Genomic DNA, 18,156 nt, shown 5'->3' with positions numbered 1-18,156 from the left:
AATTTATTATGCTATTAAGGTTCTAACTCTGAATCATCTTTAAAAATCTTCAAATCCAGGGTTTTTGCAATTTCTTTCATTAAACCATTTTCCCTATACTTCTCAGAATTATATCTTATTTGCAACTCGTTAATAGCCGTTTCTTTATGCTCGCTTGCTTGGTTAATGATTTTTAAAAGCTTCGTCTTGTTTTCAAGAAATAACTCAAAACAACCATCAGATTCTATCATTGGTATTATAATTTTACGAGTGGTAGCATCACTTCTTTTATCTAAATTTCCATGCAAAAGCAATCCTTTCCCGAAAAAGAGGATATCATTTTCGTTAATTTCACCCCTGTCGTTTATGATTATATCTCTAACACTAGTATAAGTTGTTTTAAGTTTCCTCGCGTCTAATTCATTCATAAGTGTGTCCCAAAAGATTGGTTCTGGTATATCTTCTTTTTCAGAGGCGATATCTTTTAGATAATCATCAAAAGCACTATGAAAGTTGCCACTATAAGTATTTATCAATTTGTTGTTAACCAGTGATTTAATAATCGAAAAGGTTTTGTTTTGTTTTTTAAATGCGTTTAAAATGTCTTCTTTGCTAAGGCCCTCAACATGTTTTAATGCATTTTTTGTAACTTTTTTAATTAGTTCAAATTCCTGTAAGTGAAGGTTATAAAAAAATCTTTCATCCAATTTTGACACATCGCTATTGTCTTCAAAGTGACTATGCCATCCTTCAAGTTTTTGAATAAACTTTTTCTCTTTTTTTAAGTCATTGTCAAATACTTTTTCTAAAACCTTCGAATACTCTACTAATATATTTTTCAAAAGCAATCTGGAAGAGCCGTAACTATTGTATGTTAGCTTCTCTGACATTAATTTTACATTCGTATAGGGTGTGGTTTTGGGGTTTTCTGTTATCAAAAAAAGTAGGTCATCGTAGTCTATGTACCATTCAATCTCTGCACATATTTTTTCTATGTTTTCGTCAGATAAAGTATTTAATGTATTTATGAAGTTTTGATGTACGATTGCATCGTTAAAATTAGCTAGACCTATGGCAAAAGCATTAATGTAAACTTCATTTTCAGCTAACCTTGGTTTTGTTAATTGGTTATAAAATGTTGGAGACAATTTTACATCTAGAGGTTTATTATTGAGACGTTTTAATACATTCAAATAATTAGTAATATCCTCTACTTCATCATAAGTTACGTCTTCTAGTTTTTCTATTATTCCTTCGGAAATTCTTTCTAATTCGTAATTATCGTTAATAATTTCTAACTCATTTAAACAATCCGTGACTTTACCTAAATTTAAATCCTCTTCACTCTCTTCATCCTCAAAGAAGTAATCAATCAAGTCGTCGTTGTTGCACTTTATCTTATACCTGGTGTATTCTTTTTTTGTTTTTGATACCAGGTTAATTAATGGAACAGGCTTAAATTCTTGGGGTTTAATCAGTTTTATTAAATCAATCTTTATTTCTTGATTGTCTTTTAAAAATTTTTCTGTTTTAACAATCTCATCATAGTAAGTATTTTGAGTTGACTCGTCATCTATTAGAATTTTACTGCTTAAAGTATCTATTAACTTCTTCAAAACCTTTTTACCCAGGTTCAAAGATGAGTTGGAAACAATAGCCTTATGGTTATCATTAAATTTTTTAAATTGGGTTTCTATTTCAATTATTTGTTTTGCGAAATCATTCCAATATTGCCTTTTCCTATTATCAGACAAATAACTGGAAGTAATTTTAAGTATGTCAGCCAACCCATTTATTTTGGTCGGCAGCTCTAAACCGAAATATGCTTTATTAAAATAACTATCAAACGCGGCATGATTTACGAAATTCTTTAGTTTCTCCACATTGCCTTCCCTCAAAATTATTTGTAGTTCTCTAAATAGGAGAACTTCATTAGCCCGATTCTTGTTAACTCCAAAAGTAAGAGCCGAAATACATTCATCTAGTTCAGCTATATCTTCAAATTGGTTAACCGCTGCTTTCAAGTAACTTCGGGAAAGTACTTCCTCATTTGGGCTCTTAATGATATCATCTTTTGCTAGTACAAATAATGCTAAATATCTCATTTTTATTTCATCATTTGCAACCTCATTTTCCCATTGAAGATATTGAGCAACCAAACTATTTACATAATTGATTATTTGCCTTGGTTTGATTGTAGTTTCGGAAGAGAGAATGTCAAATAATTTGACAACATACTCCTTCTCCTTTTCATGTATAATTTCTTCCCCAAACGCATCTTTTAAAGATTGGTCCAAAAACGCTTCCCATTGAGTTACTACGGGTGGTGTTACTCTAAAATTAGTGGCAAAAGTTTTTTCAATAAACCCGTTTCCATCAAAGTGCTTGTTTAATTTTGTCTTATCATAAGGTACAATTATCCAAGAATTAACCGTTTCCGTGTCCTCAGCAAAAAAAGTGTGAATGGAAGACCAAAGCGACTTAATCTTATCTTCTTCTAGTCTATCGATATTATCAAAAACTATTACAAGCTTCTTTCCATTTTTATTAATATCTTCTTCTATGTTAGAAAAATACTCCCTGAATTTTTTGACCGACGGTTCATCTTCTAGCACGTTTTCTATTTCCTTAGAATCTATCTCCTGACCCCGGAACCAATAAAATATTCTGCCAAGAGTATCAGACCTGCCTTCTTGTTTTTGTAATTCTTTAGTTGCATTTTCTTTTCTCAACTTTTTATATTCTATCCATGCTAACAAAACTGCCCATATAAGTAACCCAAGTGGTATAAGATAGATGGTGATAATTGGCTTCCAAAAAGGACCAGCATCCCATGACTTAATAAGGTCTACCTTTGACAAAATGTTATCATATAAACCTGAAAGAACCGTTGACGACAAAATTGCAAGGGTTAATAGAATCCAGTATGGTTTTAATTTAGGAAACCTTTGTTTGTGAATCGTAGATGTCTTAGAAAGTAGTCGATTTTCTAATTTTGACCATTTCTCTCTGTCCGTCAAAAACCCAGCAGAAAAAAGTTGACTAATTAGTTGTTCTAAAAACGATTTTCGTGTTAAATCTTCTTGATTACCCCAGGAATCAAAAATAAAGGTATAGTATTCAGTTCCAAGCTCCTCTTCAATTATTTTTATTACATTGGACTTTCCAGAACCCCATTCTCCTTCTAACCCAACAACTTTTTTGTCTAATATTTCAGACTTGATTGTTTTGGCAATAATTTTTGCAGTTTTTCTATGTGAGCCACCTTTAATAGTATCTTTTCCAGAAGGCCTCCCCGAAAGAAAAATTGGGTATTTTGGTTCAGTCATTTTACTATATGCTTTTACAAAGAGGGGCTGAAAATGATGAATGGGGAGGTTTAAATATACAAATTATTAACAAGTAATTCATTACGGAAAACTGCAAGGATATTAAAAATTGTAGTAGTATACCATTACACACACTCACCTTCGCTATTATTACGGGTAAAAAATGTTTTATCAGCTTTTTAAGAAGAAACGTTTAAAGAGAAATTGTAGAGGTAAAACCTTGCTTTCCAAGGCAAATGTCATTTCGAAACACAATTTGGGGTAATTGGAGATAGTTCTGCTCTATTTTGAGATTATTACATCGTTAAGTTGAAAATTGAAATCTTCCGAGTTTAGATAATTAACAACTTTTCTGAAATCAGGATGTAATGGATTTACCAAAAGGTTATGTTCATCTGAATAAGCAGTTAAATTAAGTCTTGCCGAAGGAACTTTAAGACAAACACTTTTCATTTCATTTGCCCATAATGTACCTATATCCTTTGTTGATTTACTTGCAGGTCTTATATTCCAATCCTTTGGAATATCTGAAAGTTTAAGTTCAGGTATTGGATCCGCTATTTCCAAAGTACAGATTTTCCAATTTGATTTGGCTACCGTGCTTCCTTTGATACTAATCATTTCATTAATAGCAATTGAAGAAAAATTCGATAGATATATGATAGGAACACCACTGTAGTTCCATCTAGCTCCGCCAAGGCCAAAGCCTAGTGGTGATCTTGTGGGTATATCCTCAATGAGTCTAAAATACTTCATACATAACTACCCCATGATAAAGCATCTATAGCATCTTCAACAAGTTCAATAGAATATATATCTTTTAAGAGGTCAACGGGTTTTACGTCTCCTAGAGAAGAATTCGATGTGTTCAACCAATCTTGGAAAAGCTGCTCATTACCAAAAACACGAACACCTTTTGAAATTATTTCATCAATATCCAGTACTATCTTAGACCTAAGTTTTCCAATATCAACTGGTTTATCAGAATTTTTCCATCTAGATAATGTGCTAGCGTTAGTTTCTAAAAGTTCAGATGAATCCCCTTGATTGTAACCTAGAAAATTTAATAAAGGCTTTATCTGATTATACTTGTATGTTGGTCTTTCTTTTTTTAATACTGGTAGAAAATGAAAAGAAACAATATTTGTTTTTACTGAGACATCTAAATCTTTTGATGCTCCAACTAAAGTTGTAGCTTGGACCGAACTTCCATGAACAACAGTTCTATGGCTAGAACGGGATTTAGCTGCGCGTTCAGTTCTGCTCTTTACTACTTTACCACCTGCTGCTTTTTTCGGGTATGAAATTTTTTTACTCATAACAATTGCATTTACACTAGTCCAACGTTGGAATTGCAATAAAATTACATCATTTAACTAGTAAAACAAAATTCATTATATAAAATTTAGCGATTAATTGGACTACTTATAAAATATATTTCATTAAAAAATTCCAATTATGCCGTATGTAAATGAATATCATGACGGTAATCTACTATCTTTATCAAATTGGCTTGATCGAGCAATATACATGTTTCATTACCTCTCAGAATATGCCTTTACGGAGTTTGAGCGACAAAATACTTGTCATTATTAGTGCAGCTAAAAAGAGACGCTAATGGAAGTTTATTATAGCCAAAATAGTTAGCACTATACTCAATTGGATTTATAAAATTAAGTCCTTTTTTCCATTCCACACACCTACCTACTTGCAGGCAAGCTCCATTACCTTTTTGAGAAGAGGTTTTTAGAAGAAAAATTTAAAGAAAAGTGAGTGCCAAATACTTTGCTTTTCCCTAAGCTAAGTCACACGTGCCTATTGGCAGGCAGGTAACGCAGTACATTATGATACAGATGGTTTATTTAGCAAAACGGTGAATGTTTCGCATTTCGATTATGTAAAATACCCCTCAACGGTTTTCTGTTTATTCAAAATTTCAACCTGGTCTCTTTTCCCAATCGATTTGTCATTTAAATCTACTTATAAGAATAATGCTTTATAAACCGAGTTTTCGATATTCTTTCAAGTAAACTATTCGATTTTATTTTAAATAAATATTCATTGCCTAAATCCAAAAACATCGGCTTTGATGCAGATCTCCATGACCTTCTTTCATGTTTCCATTCATATGAGAAAATATCATAATTCTCTTTTTTAATAACCCTCATTTCCTGTTTAAATTCTAAGTTTTTTTTTGCTAAAAACTCTGATATTCTCTTTTCTTTAGTCTTTTTTATTTGTTCCACATCTAAATTCTTTGAAATAATCTCTTTATTTATTTTTGGTAAGTCCATCTCGATTTTTTGAATTTCCAACTTCTCCTTTTCAATAAGATTTGGTAGACCCTTCAAAAAAATTAACTTCACTTCATTGCGAATTTTCTGGAGTGAATTTTTTAAGTGCCTATTTTTTCCTAGAATTTTATCTTTTTCAATTTCAAGTTTTTCTTTTGAATTGTTACCCTTAATAGAATACCCATTCCCTTCTAACTCAATATTAATTTGTTCAATTAATTTAGAATTAGAATTAATTTTCTGGTATAAATCAATTAATTGCGTTCTTATTTCTACTTCATCTAAATCCAAACATTCACCAAGAGAGAAATGTATTCTTCCCTTTTTTTGCCAAGTTTTGAAAGCCTCATCTGACAGATAGCCATCTAAATCTTTTAATGTTCTCTCATAAATTTTCAATATGTCTTTCCTTCTTTCAAGGATTCTTGGGTTACGGAATAGTTTGTTTTTCAAATTAAGAATAGCTGTTCTCAACATATTTACTTCCTCCTCAATTCTCTTAGAGATTTCTCTAGATAGAATCGTTTTGCTGTACTTTTTCTTTAGTCTTTCCACGCTATTTTCCAGTAAATCACTAATTACTAAGTTTTTCTTGAAACTGGTCGCGTCTACAACCCAAACCATATTAGTATAAAATAATTCTCTCTCAATTATTTTCTCTGGCGAAATCGAAGAATGTTGAAACTCAATTACTAAACCCTGAGGGGTAAAAATATCGGCAAAATGTTTTTCGTTATTTCTTTCCAAAACTACTTCACGCCAGTCTTCGGGAAATTGATTTTGCCAATTCTTATGCCATTCTGACATTGGTTCATAAAAAGAATCACAATCGGGTAATTCATTGTGCCTCCAATGCCAAATATTTATTGTTCCACAGTAAGCTCGCACTTGATTTCCGCATATTTGACAAATACCTACTGCTCCTGGTTGGGGTTCTATTCGTAAATTTCCAGAACAAGCATATCTCATGTTCATACCATAATAACATTTGATACTATATTTAATTTGGTGATTTTGTTTTGTTTCAATGAAAAAGAAGCAAAAACCTGCCTACCGGCAGGCATTACACTCCCCTCCTTCCCTCCTATGCTGAAAATAGTTTCGGAAGACCTGTAGGTCTTGTAGTGTAATGCATGTCAGTCTTCTGCAGTTTCTCTTTAGCATTTAACCTTTGTACCTTGCACGCAAATAGTCTTGTCTGGGCCACCCGCCATCCTTCCTTGTACGCAACATTTTTCCATCAAATCTAGCATATGGTGTTTTGGAAAGCGAGGGGTTCAATTCGATCATATATGTTTTGGGATTTATTTTCAAAAGACCATCATCAAAAAGATCGTGAAGATCCGACCTTAAAAGCAAGCCATTATCTATTTGATTATTGCCGGACACACTGTGAGGTACAATATGGCACGCCTCTAGAACATTATCAGGGCCGTGTCCGCAGATTGCACAACCGAATTCATACAACCGCAAGAGCTCTTCCCTAAATTTTGGTTGACCTTTCCTGATCGTGCGCGCATATAATTGCTTGTCCTTGAAGTCATCATCGGTTATAGAATCGACTTTTTTAGTTGAAAATTCATCGAAACGAATATCTATTTTGCTAATGGAATTAGTAGAATTTGTGCGGGGGTCACCGCCAATATCATTAAATGACAATGCTGGGTCGAATTTTTTATAGTCCACCAGATGGGCAGCATATCGCTCTCTTTTTCTAATATCGCTTTCTAGTGGTGGTTTCAATTCGATATTATTGATCCGACCATATCCCAATATCCTTTTGTCATCTGAAGCTGATTTTTTGGTCAAGCAAAAAACAATAAAGTCGTTCACTCTTATTTGCCGGGAGTTGGGAATACCTTTGGGGTAAACATAAGTCTCCCCTACTACATCTCCATAGCCTGAATGTTTTTTGTGAAGTACCAACCAAGTAGCCATTTCTATCTAATTAATTGTGGTTCAAGGATTGGACAAAAACACATTTTAAAACATTTCATATGGCGTTCTGTATTCGTTATAATATTAACCTAGACCCAAAAGATTTCACCTTCTGTTCATCTGACATACGGTATGTTAGCTGCAAAAAATAGCAAAGACCTGCCCCCATATGTTTTGATAAACACATGTGGTCAAACTTTCGTACTATATTATTGGGTAAAAAAAGGGGGAACTATAGCAGGACTATCCCGCTGCTTAAATATATCGCTTATAAGAAAGAATCGGTTACAGAAAAACCTTAATAATTCTAGGGTTTTTGTACCATTCCACACACCTAGGCCGAAGCTTCGGCCCTATACCGCGCATTTGAGATAATTAGGGTAAATATTTACCTTTAGTGTAGCTGAAGGGATATATGATCCTATACCGCCCCGAAAAGGCGTAGTTGATGCTGTGGAAAAAAATGAAAACAACCAATAGAAAACCATTCTCAAAATGAAAGTTACACCGGAACACAATGAACGTATGGCAAAAATGACCTTTTCCTCCGTTTATCCCCATTATGTGACCAAGGTGGAGAAGAAGGGAAGGACAACCGAGGAACTGCTCCAAGTGATACGGTGGCTGACCGGTTATGACGAAGTGCGGGTCCAGGAATTCATTGCTGAAAAAGCCACCTTTAAAACTTTCTTTGAAAACGCAACATTGCATCCCAACGCCCACCTGATCAAAGGGGTAATCTGCGGTTATCGCATCGAGGAAATCGATAACCCCTTGACTCAACAGGTACGGTTTTTGGACAAACTGGTGGACGAATTGGCAAAAGGCCGAAAAATGGAACGGATCTTACGTAAGAAATAAAAGCCGTGGCCAACCTCGTTCCAGCCCTTCGGGTCAATGACACCTTCTACCCGTTCTTTATTGGCGACCTTATAGATGATCACCGGAAAGATATCCGGTCTTGGGTATGCAAAACAGTAAAACGGGTATGTAGTTTGTTTTCATTATGTTGTATTTTTGGAACAACATGCACTGTACGTTACAAGGTGCTATCTATCTATAACCCATTCAAAACACCATCAGATGAGAACATTGATCATAGGAATTCTTTTACTGCTTACCGGCGCACAGACCTTCGCCCAAACGGACACCGTGGAACAGGAAATCAAGGAACTGTCCAAACTAAAATGGCAATGGATGGCCGACAAGAATGTGGCCGAATTGGCCACCCTTTTTCACGACAAGTCCAAATTTGTACATATGAGCGGCTCCTGGAAAAAGGACAGGGAACTCGAGATCATAGAAACCGGGAGCATTTGGTACAAGAAGGCCGATGTGCACGATGTGGCCGTTGAAGTTTTTGGGGACGACACGGCCATACTCTGGAACCGTATTACCCTAATGGCGCATGTGCGCGGCAATGACGTGTCCAACGAGTTTACGGTGACCGAATTTTATCAAAAGGAAGGCGATGCCTGGAAACTGCTGGACCTGACCTTTAGCAGTGTGCGGGATACCCATGAAATTGAGCATTGACCACTTAAAATAAAGCACCGGCAGGGCCACCGTGTCCGAATAAATTCTTAAATTCAAGGAAATCTTTACACCTATGGCAACTTTTAATCTAAACATCAACGGGGAGTCCCACCAGGTGGACGTAGACCCAACAACACCCATGCTTTGGGTGCTTCGCGACCATATGAAATTGGTCGGCACAAAATACGGCTGCGGTATTGCCCAATGTGGCGCCTGCACGGTCCATGTAGGGGACAATGCCGTACGCTCCTGCCAATTGCCGGTATCGGCCGTGGGCGAGCAAGAAATTACGACCATCGAAGGATTGTCAGAACATGGCGACCATCCAGTACAAAAGGCATGGCTTGAAACAGATGTATACCAATGTGGCTACTGCCAGGCAGGCCAGATCATGACCGCCTCCGCTTTGTTGAAACAGAATCCGAAACCCACAGATGCCGAGATCGACACCGCCATGAATGGTAACATCTGCCGCTGCGGCACCTATACCCGTATCAAAAAAGCGGTGAAATTGGCCGCTAATGGCGAATCCTGATCCAACCCTAAAACAACGAAAATGACACTTGTAAAAACACAGATAGGAAGAAGGGCCTTCATCAAAAATACCAGCTTGGCCGGGGGCGGACTCGTACTCGGTTTCAGCTTTTTAAACGCCTGCAAACCAAAGGTCGCCGAGGCCTTGGCCGTTGAGATCGAGATGCCCAAAGAATGGTTTGAAATCAATGGGTACCTGAAAATTGGGGATAACGGTATCGTTACGATCATGTCGCCCAATCCCGAAATTGGGCAGAACGTGCGGACTTCAATGCCCATGATCCTGGCAGACGAACTGGAAATTGATTGGAAGGATGTGCTCGTGGAACAGGCCCCGCTCAACACCAACCTTTACAGCTGGCAAGTGGCCGGGGGCAGTAGATCGATCATGAATTCTTGGCAAAACCTTCGCATGGCTGGAGCCACCGCTCGCCAAATGCTAAAGCAAGCGGCTGCAAACGCTTGGCAGGTGCCCGTTGGCGAAATTAAGGCGGTGGCAGGTGTGCTTTCGCATGAGGCAAGTGGCAATTCTGTGGGCTATGGGGAAATGGCATCGGCGGCATCACAAATTGAAGTGCCCGAAGAAGTCGAGTTAAAGGATCGGTCCGAATTCTCCATCATCGGTACCTCCCGCAAAAACGTGGATGGGAAAAAAATAGTTACCGGTCAACCTTTGTTCGGTATTGATGTGCAGCGGGAAGGAATGTTGATTGCAAGCTTGGCCCACCCCCCGGCTTTTGGCATGAAACTAAAATCCTTTGATGCGGAAGAGGCCAAACAAATGCCCGGTATTCGTGATGTGTTTTCCGTGAAGTTATATGATGACGACTTTAAAAAAATGGCGTTCCACCATACCGCCTTCAACGAACTGGTTGCCGTGGTCGGCGAAACGACCTGGCAAGTGATGCAGGCCAAAAAAGCAGTAAAGATCGAATGGGAAGCGTCGCCCGACACTGTGGTCGGCATGAGCTTGTTCGGCAATGAAATGAAGGTGAGCCATCCTTCGGGCATGGAGAATTCCGATACCCATAACGCCAAATTAAAGGAACTGAGCGCCCGAAAAGGAAAGGTAGCGCGTAGGGACGGTAATCCGGAGGCCGCATTTGCAAACGCGGCCAAGGTCATTGAACGCAGTTATAGTTGCCCGTTCCTGGCACATAATACCATGGAACCCATGAATTTCTTCGCCAACGTTACCGAAGACCATGCCGAATTATTGGGCCCGACCCAAACCCCGGAGTGGATGGAGCCAGCCATAGCGGAACGATTGGGACTGCCCCTGGAAAAGGTCGATATTCAGATGACCCGTCAAGGCGGTGGCTTTGGTCGCAGGCTGTACGGGCATTTCATGGTAGAGGCGGCCGTGATATCGCAGCAAATGAAAGCTCCCGTAAAATTGGTGTACAGCCGTGAGGACGACATGTCGCAGGGAATGTACCGTCCTGCTTACTATGCCACTTACCGCGCTGCCCTGGATGAAGACAACAATTTGGTAGCCTTTCATGTCAAGGCCGGGGGCGTGCCAGAGAGCCCGCTCTTTGCCAACCGTTTTCCCGCCGGGGCAATCGACCATTATTTGGCGGAAGGGTATACGATCGACTCCAACATTACCACAGGCGCTTTTCGTGCACCACGCTCCAATTTTATTGCAGGGGCCGAACAATCGTTTTTGGACGAAGTGGCCGAGGAGATGGGCAAAGACCCCATTGACTTCCGTTTGGAATTGTTGAAGCGTGCGGAGGAAAATCCGGTTGGGGACCCGGAAACGAATGATTACGAAGCCGCTAGATATGCCGGGGTTTTGGAATTGGTGCGCGAAAAGACCAATTGGGGACAAAATGACGCCGGAGTGCATAGAGGCGTATCGGCCTATTTCTGCCATAATAGTTACGTGGCCCAGGTGTTGGACATGGTGATGGAGAATGGCAAACCCACCGTACAAAAAGTAACGTCGGCCATTGATTGCGGCATTGTGGTGAACCCTGATGCGGCCACCAATATGGCCGAAGGCGGAATTATAGACGGTATTGGCCATGCCATGTACAGTGCCCTTACGTTTAAGGATGGAGCGCCCGAACAGCACAATTTTGACCGCTACCGATTAATTCGGCATAAAGAGGCACCCAAAGAAATTGAAACGCATTTTGTGGATAACGGCATTGACCCGACCGGCATGGGCGAACCCCCCTTCCCTCCTATCATGGGAGCCTTGGCCAATGCGCTGTACCGTGCTACGGGAAGGCGGCATTACCACCAGCCCTTTATTTCGGACAAGCCGCCATTGGTCGGCTAATGGAGCAGTGCAAATTGTTCCAGGATAAACGCTTTATTTTAGGAAGAGGCCAAAGAGATCTTTGGGCATGGACCACTGGCAAATGCTGGAAAGGTTTTTAAGTCTTGGCCACTTATCCTAAGCAACCTTTCCTATTCCTCCGTATCTTGAAATAAAGCGCGGAATGAGCTCAAAACGTATTTTTGGCATGGTGTTATTGATAGGCCTTTTCCTTTCCTGCAAAAAGTCGGATTCAGTATTCGGGCCTGGTTTGGATAATGCACTGATCGGTACATGGCAACGGGCCGAATCTATTCCCAGTGGCCGTTCAGCGGCCGATTTTAGGTACTTTGTTATGGAGAGCACTTTCAGGTTTGGGAAGGATGCCACCTATTCCTACACCCTTGACTTCTATGGTTTTGAAGACGAGAATCCGAATGAAATTATTGGATCGTCAGAGCGAATCGGCACTTTTGAGGTAAAAGGAGATCGTATCTTTTTTAGGGATATCGAAACAACCTCTTGGGAAAATGGGTTCAATCCGACACCACAGACGAAAGCCTTAAACGGGCAAGTCTATGAAAATCGCTTCGAGATTGCGGAAAACGTCCTGACCCTACACTACATATCCTACCCTGCAGATGCGCCCGTACAGACCCAAATGAGCTATAAGCGCGTAGAATAGCAAGACTACCTTTGTAGTATCCTAAATTCCTCTGGTATTTTCTGCGGATGTGAACTTTTATAAATTGTTCGAGGGACATTATTCAACCTCTTTATTTCGGATAAGCCGCCATTGGTCGGCTAATGGAGCAATGCATTTCAATCGACCAAGGACCTTAAAAGTCGAACTATGGGCGCTTTCGCCTTTAACCAAAAACACTCCTGACACACCACTGTCACTACCACCCTATACATTTGCAGGGTAAACAACCTTAAAAACCGATCAAAATGGAAATTATTAAAGTCGTTATCCTGTCCCTATCCGCCCTTTTATTGCTCGTTGTAGGCGCAACACGCTTGGGCAATCCCGTAAAAGCCTATCTAAAGAATTCCGGGATTACCCTGGCAAAGGATGTGGACCTGTTGAACGAAATGCGAGGGGTAAGCGCTGTTATGCTATGTGGAGGAATCATCATTGCCTTGGGAATCATTGTTCCAGGCTTGACCTTTACGTCCTTCGTAGTGGCCTCCCTGCTTTTTCTTGGGTTTGCCCTGGGCCGGGTTATCAGTATGGCCGCTGACGGGAAACCGAACAAACAACTCATCCAGGGTATCTGGTTTGAAGTGATCTTGGGGGCAGCAAATGTTTTTGGTTTAGTGAATACCCTGGTTTAGGAATCCATTCCGGGATTTAAGAAAAATGAAGCGCTTTTAGTGCGGCTATTGGAATACCCTTATATAATCGACCACCATGGCACTTTCCGCAAACTTTGGATCAATATCCGGTTCTATGGCGATATTAAATAGCAAATAGTAAGGTGAATCATAGGGCCAGGTATCGGCATTTTTGACCGCTGGGTGATATTGAAAATGAGCAACACCATCGATACTGAACACCATTTTATCCTCGGTCCATTCAAGGCTGTATAGGTGAAATGCATTCGAAGCACTTTGTATCGTTTGGCCGCCAAGGTTTTTGACCTTGTACCCATAACTGGATCCGTTATGAACGGCGCTCGACACATAATCCTGGTTCTTTCCCCAATGCTCCAGGATGTCTATCTCCCCGCAATGGGGCCAATTCACCGTACCAAAGCCTTGGTTATCCCAGTAAGCGCCATCCTCATTTATGTTTTTGTTCAACATCCAAATAGCGGGCCAGGTGCCAACGCCCTCCGGTAGTTTTGCCCTGACCTCTACCCTGCCGTAAGTAAACGTAAATTTTGAATTTAATCTGGCGGAGGTGTACTGTTTGATCTTCCCCTGATCATCATAGGTCTCTTTTTTGGCAACCAGGTTCAAATGTCCATCCTTTACATAGGTATTTTCCTCTCGATCCGTATAGTGCTGAACAAGACCGCCCCACCAACTACCTCCAGGGGGAAGCTGCGTTTGATGGAACCATTTTTCATGATCAATTGCGCCCGTTCCATCAAATTCATCGGCCCAGACCAGCGTATTAAACTTGGAACCTGAGGTAGCCCTTGTGTTATTATCAAAATCCAATTGAAGGGAAATATTCCCGTAAAAAATGAGGTATGAAAGGAGTATCAGTCCAGTGGCGGTAGCAATACAGGCAACTAGTTGTTTTATCATCATCCAATAAGATCTTTTAATTCCTAGGTATGCTTCTGCACAGATTGTTTTTTGAACTTGTGCAAGTTCAAAAGCATAATACGAAATTATCAGCCTCAGGCTAAAGATAATGGATTGCGGGAATTTATTTCCGATATACGTAAAATCACGGTTTAAAAACGGTCATGAATTGTAAGTTCCTAAAAGGTACATGAGCTATGTCCGTTTGCCCGATCGATAGGCAGAGGGCGTTGTGCCCTCAAACTTTTTAAAGGCGGTATTAAAGGAGGACAGGCTACTAAAACCATTATCAAAGGCGATGGCAGCAATGGTATATTTTTTGGCATGCCCGTCCAACAACATCCGCTTTGCATCCTGAATGCGGTAATAATTTATAAAATCATTAAAGTTCTGTTTAGCATATTGGTTGATGGCTTCCGAAGTCTTTTGCGCGCTTTTTTCAACCAGCTTGCTTAAACTGGCCAAAGAAACATCAGGCTCCAGATAGATCTTTTTTTCCATCATGATTTTGGTGATCTGCTCAAACAAGGCGGCCTTATCACCTTTACCAAAAGCATCGCCGTCCATTTGGGTAGACTTTAATTTAAATGCCCTATAGCTCAAATAATAGATGACCACGGAATAAACTATAGGGCCAATGATATAAGGAACCGTGTCCTCGATAATATTCAACACGTAGGAAAACCAGATCACAACAAAACCCACCAGCAGTAGCCGCAGCCATTTCAAGATGGCGGCCTGGGATTTTGTTCGCTGCGCCTTGGGATGGGTTTTCCGTACTTTCCGCACGCCCCTGGCGGCCATAAAAATATAAAAGGCCAAATGCAGATAGATGAAAATAATACTGCTGGCAAACAGGACAATGGCTTCTTTGTTATTTTCATTAAACCAATCCTTGTTCAGAAAGAAGCTCATGGCAAACATCAAAACAAAGGGTGCCAATTCCAGCAAATAACGTTTTGGCAATGCAAACCTGGCCCTGGTCATGCCCAAAATGTACCATCGCAACAAGGGCCCAATGATCAGCAAAAATGACAGGCCGGCAAATATGAACAGGGGCTCCAGGTCATCGCCGAAATACAACATGACCGACTTGCCGATCCTGAAGGCCATGAAAATCAATATCAGCCCCAGGAGCAGGTTGGGCAAACTGCGTTTCTTAGTAAAGAAACCAAGGTAACTGGCAAAAAACACCCCATGTAAGAGTCCGGCACTGCTAATGACAACAAGAAGTATCTCTAAAAAGCCCAAGTGGTTATTTTTCCCAAATTTAACTATATTCTGCTTGGGCGTCCTCCATTTTTTTGGCAAAAGAGGTCAGACGGATCAAATCGTAAAATTGACCGATCTTGCCCCGCATGGCGGCTATGATGCCATGTTTTGCTATCAGTAGCCTATCAAAAGGGGTCTTGGCATCGGCCGACATTTCCTTTATCATTTCCCTCGCCTTTTGGGCACCCTGTTCATGGTAGGCGTTCAATATTTTAACGGCATTCTCTTCGCCCGTAATCTGCCTGAATTTTGGGGTATGGCCCAATTGCCGTACCATAGTTTCGGCCACGGCCCAAACAGACCAGGGGTTCTGGCCGGTAACCAAGTTCTGGTCATGGCTCATTTTTTCCAAATACATGGCACCCGGATTAAAACGGGCTCCTTGGGCAATCAACTTGTCCTGCAATAGAAAGGGAAATACGGATGCCGCATCCGGAATAAGCAATAATTCCTCTTCGTTTGTAAAGCTACTCACCGATTTGTTTTCCAAAAGGGAACGGCCATCATCCAAGGTAACATTGACCAAGGCCGCCGGGCCATGGCAGACCGCACCTATGACTTTATTGGATTGGTAGTAATTGCGAATAAGCGCTTGGATTTTTTTGTTTTCAGGAAAATCGAACATCGCTCCTTTTCCGCCTACAAAGAAGACCGCTTCGTAGTCTTCTTCCACCACATCCTTTATAGCAATGGTGTTACTGGTTTTTTGCTGCGCGATGGGGTCGTTCAAAAAAGCGAAATCATAGGCCCCCATGTCCTCATCATCGATGACTACGGGCGGCTTCCCTCCCAGCGGACTGGCCACATCCACTTCAAAACCGTTGGCCTGGAACACGTAATAAGCGCGGGCCAGTTCCGTAAGTTCATAGCCAGTAGATTTTCCGCTGCTGCCCATCGTAGCGGTGCTGGTAACTACCGCCAGGATCTTACCGCGATGGGCCGGAATGTTTTCAGTTACATAGGGAAGATTTTCTACTAGAGAAGTTGCTATTTGTTTGTTCTGGGGCGGAATTAAACTTTTAAACCAGAAGCCAAAAGAAACGAGCAATACAATAAGGCTCGCCAGGGTAATCAAGGTCCATTTTAGGATGGGATACTTTTTCAACATAACTGTGTTTATTTAGATTTTGAGCTAAATAAGACAACATAGTTGGTAAAAGCTGTTGAAATGATAATTCCGTCAGAAATAAAATCCAGATAGCTGCATGAGAAAATTAGGACAGACTGGTTTATTCATCGCTGGCTCTCAAAACGGACTAGGCGAGTTTAATTTCATGCTCCCAGTCCCACGTTTTATATTTTGACCTCGAAACCAGGGTCAGGTGGTTGACTTGGATCTGCTCCGAATGCCCATTTTTCTGAAAATGCTGCAGGCTTTCGTACAGCATTTTCTTTCCCGTGGTCTTGGAAATGGTCATATGGGGGGTATCCGAAATAAAGAACGATTTCAACTTCCCTTTGAGATGATCATCGCGCAACGTTTGAATGTCTTGATGTATACTGGCAATAGTTTCACTCTTGTACATGTTCAGAAATAAGGTTCTTGAACCCTCGAAAACGCCAAACTTGTCTATATTTGACTTGAATGAAGAAAAATAAATGAAAGTCCTCAAAAACGATAAAATCCTTGCACCAGTTCGCCTAGGCAAAAAATGGGGTTTTATCAATAGAAAAGGAGACTTTGAAATACCGCTTCAATTTGATTACGCCTATGGTTTTTATGAAGGGAGGGCAAAAGTGGTAATTGGAAAAAAGTGTGGTTTTATAAATGACATGGGAGAGTTTGTAATTCCGCCTATTTATGATCTAGATAAGTCATTTAATTTTTTCGTTAACGGTTTTGTAAAAGTAAGATTGGAGGGAAAGTCATCTATGATAGACCCTAGAGGGAATGAAATGGACGTCAGTAGCTATGAGGAAATTTACGAATTTTCAGAAGGTCTGGCTTCTGTCAAATTAAATGGGAAATGGGGATATATTAATTCATTTGGCGATATGGTCATACCCCCTAAATATAATACTACCTATGAATTTCAAGAAGGTCTAGCTGAAGTAGAATTGAATGGAAAGTGGGGTTACATTAATAATAAGGGGAATGAAGTTATTCCTTTAAAATATAGTGATGCTGCAGAATTTTCCGAAGGTTTGGCCCGGGTAGAGCATAAAAACAGCTATGGATTTATAGATAAAGATGGTAATGAAACTATTCCATGCCAATATGGAGATGCTGGTATATTTTCTGAGGGAATGGTTGCGGTTGCAGAAAATGAGCTTTGGGGCTTTATAAATAGTAAGGGAGAACAGTTAACCCCATTTAAATATAACCCGCAGGAATCCAAATACTATTACCTACCCAATAGACCCCACGTATTTAGTGAAGGTTTAGCGGCCGTTCAATTTGCGGACAAATATGGTTTTATAGATAAAAATGGGGATGAGATTATCCCTTTTGAATATTCTTCCACCTATGGTTTTCAAGATGGGTTCGCCTTTGTTAAAAATGCCTATGGCGGTTTTATAGATAAAAAGGGAGATCTTGTAGTTCCATTAAAATATGGGGAAGCAAAAAGGTTCTCGCATGGATTGGCTGCGGTAAAATTAAATGATAAATGGGGTTTTGTGGATACCAATGGTGAAGAAGCTGTTCCTATACAATTCGATTATTTGGGAATTTTCAGAAATTGTAATGCACCCTTTGAAAGGATAAAAGACTAGTTGTTCCCTAAAAATGTACATTTTAATT

General features: G+C 40.1%; 16 protein-coding genes. 7 read left to right on the top strand and 9 right to left on the bottom strand.

Annotation, left to right across the window (positions count from 1 at the left end; translation table 11 throughout):
• Positions 1-14: 14 nt before the first annotated feature.
• From ACRD67_RS08600 to ACRD67_RS08580, 5 genes are all read right to left on the bottom strand, one after another.
• Complete coding sequence (locus tag ACRD67_RS08600) at positions 15-3,308, bottom strand: P-loop NTPase fold protein (protein WP_430966723.1); 3,294 nt, start codon at positions 3,306-3,308, stop codon at positions 15-17.
• A gap of 282 nt (positions 3,309-3,590) precedes the next feature.
• Entirely contained in the window at positions 3,591-4,064 is a 474-nt protein-coding gene (locus ACRD67_RS08595; protein WP_430966722.1) for an RES family NAD+ phosphorylase, read from the bottom strand.
• Positions 4,061-4,627 (bottom strand): antitoxin Xre/MbcA/ParS toxin-binding domain-containing protein, encoded by a 567-nt coding sequence (locus ACRD67_RS08590; protein WP_430966721.1) that lies wholly within the window; start codon positions 4,625-4,627, stop codon positions 4,061-4,063. The genes ACRD67_RS08595 and ACRD67_RS08590 overlap by 4 nt, the downstream gene beginning before the upstream one ends.
• Positions 4,628-5,284: 657 nt before the next feature.
• Entirely contained in the window at positions 5,285-6,577 is a 1,293-nt protein-coding gene (locus tag ACRD67_RS08585) for a competence protein CoiA family protein (RefSeq protein ID WP_430966720.1), read from the bottom strand.
• Between the two features lie 189 nt (positions 6,578-6,766).
• Positions 6,767-7,540, bottom strand: coding sequence for an HNH endonuclease (locus ACRD67_RS08580; protein ID WP_430966719.1), 774 nt, complete (start codon positions 7,538-7,540; stop codon positions 6,767-6,769).
• Between the two features lie 495 nt (positions 7,541-8,035).
• On the opposite strand from ACRD67_RS08580, the gene ACRD67_RS08575 reads away from it, so the two are divergent.
• From ACRD67_RS08575 to ACRD67_RS08550, 6 genes are all read left to right on the top strand, one after another.
• Complete coding sequence (locus tag ACRD67_RS08575; RefSeq protein ID WP_430966718.1) at positions 8,036-8,401, top strand: DUF2200 domain-containing protein; 366 nt, start codon at positions 8,036-8,038, stop codon at positions 8,399-8,401.
• Between the two features lie 222 nt (positions 8,402-8,623).
• Complete coding sequence (locus tag ACRD67_RS08570; protein WP_430966717.1) at positions 8,624-9,076, top strand: nuclear transport factor 2 family protein; 453 nt, start codon at positions 8,624-8,626, stop codon at positions 9,074-9,076.
• Positions 9,077-9,149: 73 nt separating this feature from the next.
• Positions 9,150-9,611, top strand: coding sequence for a (2Fe-2S)-binding protein (locus ACRD67_RS08565; RefSeq protein ID WP_430966716.1), 462 nt, complete (start codon positions 9,150-9,152; stop codon positions 9,609-9,611).
• Positions 9,612-9,632: 21 nt separating this feature from the next.
• A complete protein-coding gene (locus ACRD67_RS08560; RefSeq protein WP_430966715.1) occupies positions 9,633-11,903 on the top strand; it encodes a xanthine dehydrogenase family protein molybdopterin-binding subunit in 2,271 nt (756 codons plus the stop codon).
• A 163-nt stretch (positions 11,904-12,066) separates the two neighbouring features.
• A complete protein-coding gene (locus tag ACRD67_RS08555) occupies positions 12,067-12,567 on the top strand; it encodes a hypothetical protein (protein ID WP_430966714.1) in 501 nt (166 codons plus the stop codon).
• A gap of 266 nt (positions 12,568-12,833) precedes the next feature.
• Positions 12,834-13,220 (top strand): DUF4345 family protein, encoded by a 387-nt coding sequence (locus ACRD67_RS08550; protein WP_430966713.1) that lies wholly within the window; start codon positions 12,834-12,836, stop codon positions 13,218-13,220.
• Between the two features lie 45 nt (positions 13,221-13,265).
• On the opposite strand, the gene ACRD67_RS08545 is transcribed toward ACRD67_RS08550, so the two are convergent.
• The 4 genes from ACRD67_RS08545 to ACRD67_RS08530 all read right to left on the bottom strand — a co-directional run bounded on the left by ACRD67_RS08545 (position 13,266) and on the right by ACRD67_RS08530 (position 17,026).
• A complete protein-coding gene (locus ACRD67_RS08545) occupies positions 13,266-14,144 on the bottom strand; it encodes a glycoside hydrolase family 16 protein (protein WP_430966712.1) in 879 nt (292 codons plus the stop codon).
• 192 nt (positions 14,145-14,336) lie between these two features.
• Entirely contained in the window at positions 14,337-15,392 is a 1,056-nt protein-coding gene (locus ACRD67_RS08540; RefSeq protein ID WP_430966711.1) for a helix-turn-helix domain-containing protein, read from the bottom strand.
• 19 nt (positions 15,393-15,411) lie between these two features.
• Positions 15,412-16,521, bottom strand: coding sequence for a type 1 glutamine amidotransferase domain-containing protein (locus ACRD67_RS08535; protein WP_430966710.1), 1,110 nt, complete (start codon positions 16,519-16,521; stop codon positions 15,412-15,414).
• 148 nt (positions 16,522-16,669) lie between these two features.
• A complete protein-coding gene (locus ACRD67_RS08530; protein ID WP_430966709.1) occupies positions 16,670-17,026 on the bottom strand; it encodes a 2'-5' RNA ligase family protein in 357 nt (118 codons plus the stop codon).
• On the opposite strand from ACRD67_RS08530, the gene ACRD67_RS08525 reads away from it, so the two are divergent.
• Positions 17,013-18,128 carry a WG repeat-containing protein gene (locus ACRD67_RS08525; protein ID WP_430966708.1) on the top strand — a complete coding sequence of 372 codons (1,116 nt, stop codon included), beginning with the start codon at positions 17,013-17,015 and terminating at the stop codon, positions 18,126-18,128. The genes ACRD67_RS08530 and ACRD67_RS08525 overlap by 14 nt on opposite strands.
• Positions 18,129-18,156: the final 28 nt, after the last annotated feature.

Origin of the sequence: Eudoraea algarum (assembly GCF_050589645.1) — a bacterium.
In the GTDB taxonomy this organism is placed as follows: domain Bacteria; phylum Bacteroidota; class Bacteroidia; order Flavobacteriales; family Flavobacteriaceae; genus JBNGOQ01.
This window is presented reverse-complemented; position numbering and strand designations above follow the sequence as displayed.

Coding starts and splice junctions, on each gene's coding strand:
- ACRD67_RS08555 (WP_430966714.1), top strand. CDS start 12,067: ATGAGCTCAAAACGTATTTTTGGCATGGTGTTATTGATAGGCCTTTTC.
- ACRD67_RS08545 (WP_430966712.1), bottom strand. CDS start 14,144: ATGATGATAAAACAACTAGTTGCCTGTATTGCTACCGCCACTGGACTG.
- ACRD67_RS08535 (WP_430966710.1), bottom strand. CDS start 16,521: ATGTTGAAAAAGTATCCCATCCTAAAATGGACCTTGATTACCCTGGCG.
- ACRD67_RS08570 (WP_430966717.1), top strand. CDS start 8,624: ATGAGAACATTGATCATAGGAATTCTTTTACTGCTTACCGGCGCACAG.
- ACRD67_RS08580 (WP_430966719.1), bottom strand. CDS start 7,540: ATGGCTACTTGGTTGGTACTTCACAAAAAACATTCAGGCTATGGAGAT.
- ACRD67_RS08600 (WP_430966723.1), bottom strand. CDS start 3,308: ATGACTGAACCAAAATACCCAATTTTTCTTTCGGGGAGGCCTTCTGGA.
- ACRD67_RS08550 (WP_430966713.1), top strand. CDS start 12,834: ATGGAAATTATTAAAGTCGTTATCCTGTCCCTATCCGCCCTTTTATTG.
- ACRD67_RS08590 (WP_430966721.1), bottom strand. CDS start 4,627: ATGAGTAAAAAAATTTCATACCCGAAAAAAGCAGCAGGTGGTAAAGTA.
- ACRD67_RS08525 (WP_430966708.1), top strand. CDS start 17,013: ATGAAAGTCCTCAAAAACGATAAAATCCTTGCACCAGTTCGCCTAGGC.
- ACRD67_RS08595 (WP_430966722.1), bottom strand. CDS start 4,064: ATGAAGTATTTTAGACTCATTGAGGATATACCCACAAGATCACCACTA.
- ACRD67_RS08575 (WP_430966718.1), top strand. CDS start 8,036: ATGAAAGTTACACCGGAACACAATGAACGTATGGCAAAAATGACCTTT.
- ACRD67_RS08585 (WP_430966720.1), bottom strand. CDS start 6,577: ATGAACATGAGATATGCTTGTTCTGGAAATTTACGAATAGAACCCCAA.
- ACRD67_RS08565 (WP_430966716.1), top strand. CDS start 9,150: ATGGCAACTTTTAATCTAAACATCAACGGGGAGTCCCACCAGGTGGAC.
- ACRD67_RS08560 (WP_430966715.1), top strand. CDS start 9,633: ATGACACTTGTAAAAACACAGATAGGAAGAAGGGCCTTCATCAAAAAT.